The 12726-nt window shown below is 50.8% G+C and carries 6 protein-coding genes; 3 read left to right on the forward strand and 3 right to left on the reverse strand.

Annotated elements, in window-relative coordinates; genetic code table 11:
- Window positions 1-3: 3 nt before the first annotated feature.
- Entirely contained in the window at window positions 4-1452 is a 1449-nt protein-coding gene (locus FRZ59_RS09695) for an SLC13 family permease (protein ID WP_132129513.1), read from the reverse strand.
- Window positions 1453-1539: 87 nt separating this feature from the next.
- Complete coding sequence (locus FRZ59_RS09700; protein ID WP_132129514.1) at window positions 1540-2124, reverse strand: RNA polymerase sigma factor; 585 nt, start codon at window positions 2122-2124, stop codon at window positions 1540-1542.
- Window positions 2125-2302: 178 nt separating this feature from the next.
- Between FRZ59_RS09700 and uvrA the strand changes: the two genes are divergently transcribed.
- Window positions 2303-5122 carry an excinuclease ABC subunit UvrA gene (gene uvrA / locus FRZ59_RS09705; protein ID WP_132129515.1) on the forward strand — a complete coding sequence of 940 codons (2820 nt, stop codon included), beginning with the start codon at window positions 2303-2305 and terminating at the stop codon, window positions 5120-5122.
- Between the two features lie 170 nt (window positions 5123-5292).
- Here uvrA and FRZ59_RS09710 read toward each other — a convergent pair whose 3' ends face one another.
- Window positions 5293-7473 carry a right-handed parallel beta-helix repeat-containing protein gene (locus FRZ59_RS09710; protein WP_132129516.1) on the reverse strand — a complete coding sequence of 727 codons (2181 nt, stop codon included), beginning with the start codon at window positions 7471-7473 and terminating at the stop codon, window positions 5293-5295.
- Window positions 7474-7622: 149 nt separating this feature from the next.
- Here FRZ59_RS09710 and FRZ59_RS09715 point away from each other — a divergent pair, with 149 nt between their 5' ends.
- Together FRZ59_RS09715 and FRZ59_RS09720 are read left to right on the forward strand one after the other, a co-directional pair.
- On the forward strand, window positions 7623-10787 hold the full coding sequence (locus FRZ59_RS09715; protein ID WP_132129517.1) for a SusC/RagA family TonB-linked outer membrane protein: 3165 nt from the start codon (window positions 7623-7625) through the stop codon (window positions 10785-10787).
- An 18-nt stretch (window positions 10788-10805) separates the two neighbouring features.
- The gene (locus FRZ59_RS09720; RefSeq protein WP_132129518.1) at window positions 10806-12698 is read left to right on the forward strand and encodes a RagB/SusD family nutrient uptake outer membrane protein; all 1893 of its coding nucleotides are present in this window, start codon (window positions 10806-10808) and stop codon (window positions 12696-12698) included.
- Window positions 12699-12726: the final 28 nt, after the last annotated feature.

Consider the following 12726-nt stretch of genomic DNA (forward strand, 5'->3'; position numbering starts at 1 on the left):
GCGTTAAGACAGGTCAAAGCAAAGCGGCATAATGAACTTAGCGAACAGGCCGATAAGCAGAATGGCCAGCAGGTTCAGGAAGAAGCCCGCTTTTACCATTTGTTTGATGGAAATATGACCGCTGGCAAATACGATGGCATTCGGCGGCGTGCCCATGGGAAGCATAAAAGCGGCGCTGGCAGCCAGCGTTACCGGTGCTGCAAGCGCCAGCGGATGCATGCCCAGGCCGGTTGCAATACTACCCGCCAGGGGCACCATGATCGTGGCCAGCGCGGTATTTGACATCAGCTCTGACAGGAATACGGAGGCAAACCCGATCATCAGTACAATCAGGAGATAAGGCTGCGAATCGCTTTGTGAAAAGTACGCCGCTGTCCTTTCCAGTATGCCGCTTGTTTCCATGGCTGCCGCCAGGGCCAGTCCTCCGCCGAAAAGCAGTAATATCCCCCAGGGAATGCCCTGTGCGTCGCTCCAGTCAAGCAAAGGCCGTTTTTCAGTAACCCCGGCCGGAACAAGATACATCAGGAAACCGCCGAATATGGCAATCTGGGTGTCGCTCAACCCCTGGAGCCCGGGAAGCAACTGCAGCTGCTGGCGGAAGATCCACAGAAGAGCGGTAACGGAGAAGATCGCAAGCACTCTTTTTTCGGCCTGGCTGATCCTGCCCATCCCGGCCAGTTCCTGCCGGATCACGTCTTTGGAAAAACTAAGCGCATCCCGCTTTACGGGTACCAGTACATATACCAGGAGAAAATAAGAACCGGAAAGGAGCAGGATGCTGAAAGGTACCCCCATCAGCATCCAGTTACTGAACCCGACTTCATACCCGAAGGTGTTTTCAAGGATCCCTGCCATAACCGTATTCGGCGGCGTGCCGATCAGGGTGGCTATTCCGCCGATATTGGCCCCGTAAGCAACCGCCAGCATCATGACGGTGGCAAAATTCCGTTTGTTGACATCAGGCGAAAGGCCGGCCAGGTTTTCCTGTGTGAACAAGTTTACTACAGAAAGGGCAATGGGGAGCATCATCATCGCCGTGGCGGTGTTGCTGATCCACATACTCAGGACCGCTGTCGCTAACAAAGTGCCTAAAATGATCTTCCTGGGGCCGGTGCCAGTGATATTCAGGATCGAAAGGGCGATTCGCCGGTGCAAATTCCATTTTTCCAGCGATCTGGCAAGCAGGAAGCCGCCGAAGAACAGGAAAATAATATTGTTTCCGTAATTGACCGTGGTTTCCTGGATGGACATAATGCTCAGAAGGGGAAACAGTATCATGGGAAGCAGGGCCGTCATATAAATAGGCACGGCCTCGGTGATCCACCAGAAGACCATTAACAAGGCTACCGCCAGGACGTTAGCCATATCCTTGTCCAGCCCAAGAGCAGGCAGCAGCAGGGTGGCAAACAGGAAGAGAAGCAGCCCGCCGGCAAGGAAGAGTAGTTTTTTCATCCACCTAAGATAATACTTTGGCCAAAAGAAAATAAAAAACCCCGCCGGCAGGCGGGGTTTCAGCAGAATACGTCAAAAATTACACAATTATTGCTTCAAGCTCAGCTCCTTCAATTTGAGCATTTTGCGTAGATTATTAAGCGCATAACGCATCCTGCCAAGAGCAGTATTAATGCTGACATCTGTGATATCTGCAATTTCTTTAAAACTGAGGTCGGCATAGTGCCGCATGATCAATACTTCCCTTTGCTCGCCGGGCAGCTTTAGAATAAGCTTCCGCAAATCACTGCAAGCCTGGTCATGGAGTATCTTATCTTCTACATTCCCGTCGGTAAAATGAAGAACCTTGAAAATATCAAACCCGTCAGAGGTAGTGATTACCGGCGTGCGTTTTTCCTTCCGGAAATGATCGATCACCAGGTTTTGCGCGATGCGGATTACCCAGGGAAGGAATTTCCCTTCTTCATTGTATTTACCGGCACGTAAAGTATTGATCACTTTGATGAATGCATCCTGGAAAATATCTTCCGCGATGCTGGAATCCTTAACCTGAAGAAGAATGGTCGTATAGATTTTCGATCTGTAGCGCTTTACCAATTCCTCCAACGCATTCTCGTCCCCTCTGGTATATAGCGCGACCAATTCCTGGTCGCTGATAGTATTGCGTGACATATATTATTTCTACTTTAAAAAGCTTGTTTACCGTATATTTTACAGTAGAAATTTTCTATAAATCACCCTCCTATATGTTGTTTTTGCCGCTACTTTTTTTCAAAAGTAATTAATTATGTTTCTAAAATACGAAAAACTTTTAAAAAAAAGACGGCCTGCATTTTGTAATTTTGCATTAATGGACAAAGCGATCACTGCAGGAACTCATATCATCATAAAAGGCGCCCGGGAACACAATCTGAAGAACATCGACGTCGCAATTCCTAAAAACAAGCTGGTGGTTATTACCGGCCTCTCCGGCTCCGGGAAATCAAGCCTCGCTTTTGACACCCTGTATGCCGAAGGTCAGCGAAGATACGTGGAAAGCCTTTCTTCTTATGCCCGGCAATTCATGGGCCGGATGAATAAACCTGACGTAGATTTTATTAAGGGAATTGCTCCCGCTATCGCCATTGAACAAAAGGTGATCGCTTCCAATCCGCGCTCTACTGTGGGTACTTCCACAGAGATTTACGACTACCTCAAATTGCTTTTCGCGCGTATAGGAAAGACGTATTCTCCTGTCTCGGGACAGGTCGTAAAAAAACACAGTGTCAGCGATGTAGTCGATTTTATGGTGTCCGGCGCAGGAGAAGACCGCGATTTTACGGTTCTATGCCCGCTGTACCCTCATAACAAGCGGACATTGAAAGAGGAGCTGGCCGTATTGCTCCAGAAAGGTTTCCGGCGGGTAAGGTATAAGGAAAAGATGGTAAAGATAGAAAGCCTGCTTGAAGACAGCACTATCATAAACAGCCAGGTAAAGGACGCGGGCGAAGTGCAGATCGTGATTGACCGGGTTTTGATGGAGAGCCCGGACGAAGAAACCCTGAACCGCCTTTCCGACTCCGTGCAGACGGCTTTTTTTGAAGGAAAGGGCGATTGCCTGGTTATTGATTCCCACGGGAAAATGCATCATTTCTGCGACCGGTTTGAGCTGGATGGCATGAGGTTCGAAGAACCGACTCCCCAGTTTTTTAGCTTTAACAGCCCTTATGGGGCCTGCACGACCTGTGAAGGCTATGGAAAGGTGATCGGCATTGATGAAGACCTGGTCATCCCTGACAAGAGCCGTTCGGTGTACGATGAAGCCGTAGCGCCTTGGCGCGGGGAGAAAATGAAAGAATGGCGGACCGAATTCATCCGGAAGACCAGGGAACTGGACTTTCCCATACACCGGGCCTATTACGAGCTGGATGCGGCGCACAAGGAACTGCTGTGGAAAGGAAAGGGAAGCATCAAGGGCATCGATGCTTTCTTCAGGAACCTGGAAGAACAGACCTATAAAATACAATACCGGGTAATGCTTTCCCGGTACCGGGGGAAAACAGCTTGCCCGGATTGCCGGGGCACCCGCTTGCGGAAGGACGCTGCTTACGTGAAGATCAACGGGACTTCGATCATTGAACTGGTACTTATGCCGGTAGACCGGCTGCTAGCTTTTTTCGACGAATTCAAACCTGCGGAGTTCGAAGAAAAAGTGGCTAAACGGCTGCTCGTCGAGATCAGGAACCGGCTTCGCTATTTAACGGATGTGGGGCTGGGTTACCTCACCCTTAACCGTTTGTCCAATACACTTTCGGGCGGTGAATCTCAGCGGATCAACCTGGCCACTTCCCTGGGCAGCAGCCTGGTAGGCTCTTTATACGTGCTGGACGAGCCGAGCATCGGTTTGCATCCCCGCGATACACAGCGGCTTATCAGCGTGCTGCAATCATTGAGGAATGCGGGGAACACCGTCATCGTGGTGGAACATGAAGAAGAGATCATTCGCGCGGCCAACCATATTATCGATATCGGACCCTATGCCGGCACGCATGGCGGCCAGCTGATGTTTGACGGAGATTTTGATGAACTCCTGAACAAGGGGGAAAGTCTTACCGCCCTTTACCTGCAGGGCAGGGAAGAAATGCCGCTTCCCGCCAGCAGGAGAAAATGGTCAGATCATATTGAGATAAAGGGTGCGCGTGAAAATAACCTGAAGCATATTGATGTGAAATTCCCGCTTCATGTCCTGACGGTGATTACCGGGGTGAGCGGCTCCGGCAAGACCAGCCTGGTGAAGCAGATCCTTTGCCCGGCGCTGGTGAAGGCAACCGGAGGTTATGCCGCCGGTCATACAGGCGCCTTTGATATGCTCGGCGGCGACCTGTCAAAAATTAAGCAGGTGGAACTGGTAGACCAGAATCCCATAGGCCGGTCGTCCCGTTCCAATCCCGCCACTTATGTCAAGGCTTACGATGATATCCGGCAGTTATTTGCTTCGCGTCCCGCGGCCAGGGCAGCCGGCCTCAAACCGGCCCATTTTTCATTCAACGTGGACGGCGGCCGCTGCGAAACCTGCCAGGGGGAAGGCGAGCAGAAGATAGAAATGCAGTTCATGGCCGATATCTACCTGACCTGCGAAACCTGCAAAGGAAAGCGCTTCAAGGAACATGTCCTGGAGGTGAAATACGAAGAAAAGGACATTGCCGAAGTGCTTGACCTGACCATAGACGAAGCGCTGGAGTTTTTTGCCGGTGAAAAAAAGATCATCAACAAGATACAGCCCCTTGCCGACGTAGGCCTGGGTTATGTAAAATTAGGCCAGTCTTCCAATACGCTTTCCGGCGGAGAGGCGCAGCGTATTAAGCTGGCTTCTTTCCTGATAAAAGGGCATCATCCCCATCATACCCTCTTTGTTTTTGACGAGCCGACTACCGGCCTGCATTTTCATGACATCAAGAAGTTGCTGGAATCTATTAATGCGCTGATTGACCAGGGCAATACCGTCATCATCATTGAACATAACATGGACGTTATCAAGTCAGCCGACTGGGTGATCGATCTGGGCCCGGAAGGGGGCGAAAAAGGAGGGGAGCTGCTGTACGAAGGCACTCCCGAGGGGCTGACCAATGTGGAACGGTCTTATACAGGCCAGTTTTTGAAACGGCACATTCATACCGGAAATTCCAGGTGATTGCAGCCCGGAAATTCCCGGAGATCCAATTTAACCGGGGGCCAGGTTTGCAGTCTGTCCACACTTCAGATGCCTGGAACAGTCCTGTTTTTAATCATCCTGCTGCTCTTTAGCAATCCCCGGAAGAAGTATAACTTCCAATACTTCAGAGCCTGTGGCCGACCTGCCTTTTAATCATCTTGCTCCCTTTCGGCAATAACCTGGTCGAACCTGGCCGCCCGCTGCGGATCGAAGAGCGCCAGCTTTTTCCATTCTTTATCCCCGTAAACGCCGGCTGCTGAATAATCGAAGGGCTTAAAGCCGATCTTCGAAATGTTTTTTTTATTCTTGAAACGGAAATCATAACCGGCAGCATCTTTAAACCCGGGGTTGGCAATAATAGAATGCCGGTCCTTTCCGGTGGAATCCTGCCATTCGCTGAACGAACAATTCCCAAAGCGGATATCCTGGCTGCGGGTATCCCAGTAGCAATTGTTGTCGGCCTCGAAGCGGGCATTTACCCAGCCGGGCTTGCCGATCAGGATGCCGCTGTCAAAATAAACTATATTGTTGTTGAACGTAAAGGAACGGTGATCTTCCACCCGGGTGGCTTCCAGCTGCGCTTTGACCTGGGAAGCGAATATATTGTTCCTGATCATATTGTCTTTGCCATAGTGCTGATGAAAGCCGGAACTTTTGCAGCGGTATACCAGGTTGTTCTCCATAAGAATGCCGGTGGAGCCCTCGTCGGTATAAAGCCCCCAGCCGCCGTAGCCGTAGGAATAAATATGGTGGATCACGTTATTGCTTACCACCGTTCCTTCCGAGGGGCCGAGCGTATAAACTCCGCCCATATCGCTTAGCTCTCCCCAGCCCAGGTGATGGATATGGTTGTAAACGATCTTGTTCCGTTTGGACACGCTGTGCGAATAACCCCAAACCCAGCCCACGGAAACACCCGAATAACGAAAGTCCGCGATCTCATTATGCGAAATAGTATTATCACTCGCGTTGAAAATGATCACGCCCACTCCCGTCGGGAATTCATGGCCGCCGGAGCGAATGATATTATTATCTACCGTAATGTGTTTTGTGACCAGTTCTTTTCCATCTTCGCTGCCTGAAGGCTGGTGCAAGGGGCCGATCTTTATTCCGCCAATGCCCAGGTCATGCAGGTAACTCCGCCTGATCGCGCTGTTGCTGCAAGCGGTCCTGAACCAAATGGCGTTGTTCCCTGTATGCGCAATCCCGCAATTTCTGAACTCAATATTTTCCGCGTAATCCAGCATTACCGCAGCGCCGGTAGGAGCTGCCGCCTGGGCGGGTTCATTTCCGCGGAAATCCATCAGGTAGCGGGAGAACTTAAAGGAAATGTTTTCAAACTGTATATGGCTTGCTTTCCTTTTTTCGGTCCCCCGGATAAGCAGCAGCTGGTCCAGCACTGGCGTAACGGCCTTGCTGTTTTCAATGGTTTCTCCCTGGCGGGGCACGTAATAGAGGGTGCCCGAAGGATCCAGGTACCATTCACCCGGAGCATCCAGGAATGCTTTTGCATTTTCAAAGTAGAACTGGGAACTGTTCTCCAGGGTATTCCAGGGATGCATAGGCCTGCCGGCAATATATACCGAGGCGTTTTCTGCATCAAAGGACTGAAGGTATTTCCGGGTCCTGTCCCAGGCATGCTGCACGGAAATGATCACTTGCTGAAGATCAGACGGCGGCAATCCTTTCAATACCCCGGCCTGTTCTTCTGTCAGGTCAATCTTCTGTATGGCTACCGATGGGGAACGCCGGTCCGTATCAATAATGATTTCGCCGGCCGATCTTGTTTTAAAAAGCCGACCCGCATCCGGGCTGCGCGCACGTATAGCTCTTTGTCCGTTTACAAATAATTGACCGATATTCCCCCCGAACCGCTCAATAGCGGGGAGCTGTATTTTCCAGAGCTTTTCCGAAACCTCTTCAAAAGGCGGAAGTTCCACGCCTCCGGAAAGGACCGGTTTTTCGGCTTCCGCGTCTTTTGCGGTTCCGGCCCCTTTTGCGGGCACGGCGCCATTTGCGGCTCCCGCGCCTTTTATAATAAGGGGGAACTCGCCGGTTCCCGAGTCTTCGCCCGTCAATTCCAGCGGCTTTTTCAGAAAATAGGTTCCCGGTGCAATAATTATTTCAAGTGGCCCGGAAAGCTTGTTTTGTTTTCGCATCAAGCGGATGCGTTCCAGGGCTGCTTCCACGGTGGCAAGGGGTTGTGCGGATGTTCCCGCATTTCCGTCACTTCCGGTAGCCGCTACGTGAAGTTGCTGGGAATGAACCCGGGGCGTACAGGCCAGGGCCAGTAAAAACAGGAAAAAGGTGCCGCGTATCTGATTGGCCATATACGGGACAAGTTACTAATTTGTCAACTAATTGTTAACTGTCCTGCAGTATCCTGCAGGATGGTTCCGCGGAGCTGCCTCGTTAAACTTGTGAAAAGAAAATAATGCACCTGCTTTTTCAGGCGCACCTAAACTAAATAAAATCACATATGAGGGATCTTAACTTTCGCTGTTTATTTGCAGTGGTATGTTGCCTGTTCGTGTGTTCCGGTACAGCTTATGCACAAAAAGTGATAAGCGGTACGGTAACCGACAGCCTCAGCGGAGCGACGCTGCCCGGCGTTTCGGTAAACGTCCGGGGAACGCTGGAGGGGGTATCTACAGATATAGACGGTAACTTCGAATTACAAACAGAACAGGAAGAAGTAGTGCTGGTGTTCAGTTACATCGGCTACGCAGAGAAGCAGGTAACCCTGAGCGAAGGGCAGTCGACCGTGAATGTGCAATTGACTTCTTCCAGCGAATCGTTGGATCAGGTGGTTGTAGTAGGATACGGACAGCAAAAGAAGATTTCGGTAACAGGCGCTGTTAGTTCGGTTCAGACCGAAGAACTCCGGCAAAGCTCTTCGGCCACGCTGGCCAGCGCATTGGCCGGACGTTTGCCGGGCCTGACTTCCATCCAGTCGGGAGGAGGACAGCCGGGACGGGATGATGCTACCATGTACCTTCGCGGTGCGGCTACCACCAACGGGCAAAACCCGCTTATTCTTATTGACGGAGTTCCCCGTGATAATATCCGGACCATCGATGCCAGCGAGGTCGCCTCGGTTACAGTTCTGAAGGATGCTTCCGCTACTGCCGTTTTCGGGGTTCGCGGGGCCAATGGGGTAATCCTGATCACTACCAAAAGAGGGGAGAAAGGGAAAACCGAATTGAATATCAGCCTGGACCAAAGCTATGCATCCTTCACCCGGGAACCAGAACGCCTGCATTCCCTGGAATATATGGCGCTTAGAAATGAAGCGGCCCTCAATGACGGTATTACCACGCCGCCTTTCAGCGAAGAGGTCATGGCCAAGTACGCCAACCCGCTCCTGGGGCTGGATCCCAATGACCCCGATTATGAAGAAAAGGCCAGGATCCGGCGCTATATGTATCCTGATCACGACTATTACCGGGAATACATTGACCGTTATACTCCCCAGACCCGGATCAACGTAAACGCCAGCGGCGGAACGGACAAAGTATCCTTCTTCGTCAATGCCGCCTTTCTTCACCAGGGCGGAAACCTGAACACGGAACCGGAATCCGAACTAGGGTACGATCCTTCTTCCTGGATGAACCGCTATAATTTTCGCGCAAACCTGGACTATAATATTACGCCAAGGCTGAAATCATTTTTGAACTTAGGAAGCTATATCGAACAGGTGAATATGCCGGCTGCCTGGCTGTATGGAGGCGGGGATACCAACTGGATGATGCGCGACCTGCTCTACCAGGCGCAAACTATTCTTCCCATCACACCAGGCCCGACCACCATTGAAGGCTTTGGGGTGGAGCCGGGTCAGATCGTGGATCCCGGATATATGGACCGTTCAGCCTTTGAGATCATGAACCGTATGGGGTACCGGAATGAACTCCGTTCCAACCTGAATTCCACGCTGGGTTTGGAATGGGACCTTAGTGGAGCGATTACTCCCGGCCTGAGTGTAAAGGGGATGATTTCCTATGATTCCAAAGCAACTACCGCCATGCAGGGAGAAAAATCCGAGCGGCTTTACCTGGCACAGGTAAACTATGAGACAGATGAACTGAGTTATGCTACTAAACGTTCTGACGAAAGGCTGCTTACATTGGTAAAGGGCGCCGATTCCCGGTATAATATTAACCTGCAGGCGTCTGCCAATTATGCCCGCACCTTTAATGAAAAGCATGATGTAGGTGGAATGATTCTTTTCCAGCGGGATAATTGGGAAACAACTGCCGGAGAAATACCATTTAATGTGGTCGGCATCGCTGCCAGGGCCACTTACGGTTACGATAACCGTTACCTGGCGGAAGTCAATATCGGTTACAACGGATCCGAGCAGTTTGCACCGGATAAGCGTTTTGGCTTCTTTCCTGCAGTTTCGGCGGGTTGGGTGATCAGCAATGAAGAGTTTATGGCCGGCAATCCCATTATTACCAGCCTCAAATTAAGGGCTTCTTACGGAAAGGTGGGGAATGACAAGATGGGGAATGCCCGCTTCCTTTACCAGGATAATATTACCATGGGCGGAGGCCCGCTGGGCAGCCTGAGCAGGGGCCAGGGTGTGAATCAGGGCCTGTTGGGTAACCCGGCGATCACCTGGGAAGTGGCCGAAAAGCAAAACTATGGTATTGATATGTCACTCTTCCAGGATCTTACGATCGCTGTTGATTATTTCGTTGAAAACCGAAGCAAGATCCTGATCAGTCGCAATACTGTTCCTGAATTCCAGGGCGTGCCGCTTGGGAATATCCCGAAGGTGAACTGGGGAATCGTGGATAATTCAGGTTTCGAAATAGAGTTGAGTTATAATAAAATGCTTAATAAGGACCTGAGCCTCCAGGTGAACGGCAATTATGGTTACAACCATAACACGGTTAAGTTCATGGATGAACCTATACGGAATGATGCTTATGCCTACCGTTACCGGAATACCGGCTATTCGCTGGGTCAGGCCTGGGGATATAAGATTGATTACAGCAACGGAAACGGGTATTTCAATTCGCAGGAAGAACTGGATGCCTACCTGGCCAACACGGAATACGGGTTTGGAACGCCGCGGGTCGGGGACTTTATCTACCAGGACCTTACCGGGGACGGGGTTGTGAATGATATGGATATTGCGCCCATTGGTTATTCCAATATTCCAAGGGAAACCTACGGTTTTGCCCTTTCGCTAGGCTATAAAGCCTTTGATTTCAGCGCTTTTTTCCAGGGAGTGGGTAAATATTCCAGTAATTATGGCGCCCAGGGTGTGTATGAATACATTATCCAGGGAACCTATTTTGATTACCACAAGAGTGCCTGGACACCGGAACGCTACCAGAACGGCGAAGAGATTACCTATCCCGCCCTGAGTACCCACAGTACCACCAATCATACGGCCAATGATTTCTTCATAATGAACCGGTCTTACCTGCGGTTGCGAAATATCGAGCTAGCCTATACGGTTTCGGCCGATCTGCTGAAAAAGGTGGGTGTCCGGTCCATGAGGATCTATGCCGGAGGCCAGAACCTCTTTACCTGGGACAAGCTGCGGATGGGCCATCTGGATCCCGAGAATAACGATCCAATCGGTTACCCGGTGACCAAGATGATGACCTTCGGAATAAATGCTTCCTTTTAACCAATAGAACAGGAAATTATGAAACTGAAAATACTTTCACTGCTGTTGATGGCAGCCTGCCTGGCTTCCTGTAATAAGGCGCTGGATATGGCGCCCGACGGCAAACTCAGCATGGACGAAATATTCGCCGATAACGATAAGGTGGCAGCATTTCTAAACAGCTGTTATACGAATATGCCGGCCAAGGGAACACGCTATTTTTTCTGGAGCCGCGGGCCGGTCGTGTGGAGCGACGAAGCCTGGGATACCGACGCCGAAGCTGAATCCTGGATTATGGCGGGACGCATGTACAACGGCGATGCTTCTGCCGGGAATCATCCGATCGTCAATATCAGCGCGGACGCCGGGAACGGCGACTACTGGGCCCGATACTGGAGCGCTATTCGCAATTGTACCATCTTTATCAACCGGATTGATGATGCAACGGTTAATAGTGCCGAAGACAAGAATCGCTGGAAAGCGGAAGCGCACCTGCTCAGGGCCTATTATTATTCGGAATTGCTTAAATGGTACGGCTGCGGACTCCCCATTATGCGGGAGCCCTTTGATTTAAACGGGGACTTTTCTGGTGTAACGAGAGGCAGTTATTACGAGGTAGTAAAATTCATTATGGAAGATTGCGATGCGGCCCTTGCTACCGAAGAGCTTCCCTGGAGAATTACGACAGACGCTGAGGCGGGCCGCGTAAACAGGGCTATGGCCGAAGCTATCAAGTCAAAAATGATCCTCTTTGCCGCCAGCCCATTATATAATGAAGGACAAGACTATTGGCAGGAAGCCTACGAGGTGAATAAAACCTCTCTAGCCAACCTGAGGGCGAATGGTTATGCGTTATATAACCAGGTGAATTTTCCCCAGACCTATCTTTCCGACGTGGCTTTTATAGGCCCCGATAAGAATGAAAAAGCGGCTTTGTATAACGAATACTTTAACCAGAACATGGCCTATTCCGCCAACCCGGTTGACAGGGAAACCATTTATCAAAGCCGGGACGGACAGGGGAATATCTGGAATATAGACGGCATCGGGGCCCAGGACGGGTATAAATCCGGTACCTGCCCTTCCCAGGAAATAGTGGATGCCTACGAGACCATCAACGGGATGACCGTACTTAACCTGGCGGATCCCTACCTGGACGAAAAGCACCTGCAGCCGAATTATAATACGGCTAATGCGCTTTATGACCCGAATGATCCTTATGCCAACCGGGATCCGCGTTTTTATGCTTCCATTTATTATAACGGTTCCAAAAGAAAAGCTTTCTGGAATTTTGCCGAATCCGAAGAATCCTACGAGAATTACCCGGCGCCCATCGGCAACCGGACGCGGGTAATTGCGACCTATGTGGGTGAGCCGCAGACGGGCTTGCATGAAACCACGCGGAAAGCCACCCGAACGGGCTATTTCCAGCGGAAATTCCTGCATCCCAATTCAGGAAGCGATAACCCTGTCGGCGGAGCCAACTGGAAGCTATTCCGCCTGGGAGAAGTGATCCTCAATTTTGCGGAAGCCGCTGCCGAAGCGGGCCACCTGGATGAAGCGGCTGCTGCTGTGAACGAGATCCGGGCCCGTGTGGGAATGCCCGCTATTCCTCTTTCGCTGACACAGGAAGAACTGATCCTGCGGGTGCGCCATGAGCGCCGGGTGGAACTGGCTTTTGAGGAGAACCGCTACTTTGATGTACGCAGGTGGTCTTCGCCTGAGGGAGATCTTTCTGAAACCGACAAGTGGATCACGGCGGCGTTGATTACCCGGAATAGTGATGGCACCTATACATACGACCGCAAAACGGTGAGGGAAGTGGAACGCCGCTGCTATACCAATAAATTCCTGAAAGTACCCATCCCCCTGAATGAAGCCAACCGTATTTTAAGTATTACGGGAGAGAACTGGCAAAACCCGGGATGGTAATAAACAGATTTGAAGGAAATAACGATGA

It is taken from the genome of Anseongella ginsenosidimutans, assembly GCF_008033235.1.
GTDB classification, from domain to species: domain Bacteria; phylum Bacteroidota; class Bacteroidia; order Sphingobacteriales; family Sphingobacteriaceae; genus Anseongella; species Anseongella ginsenosidimutans.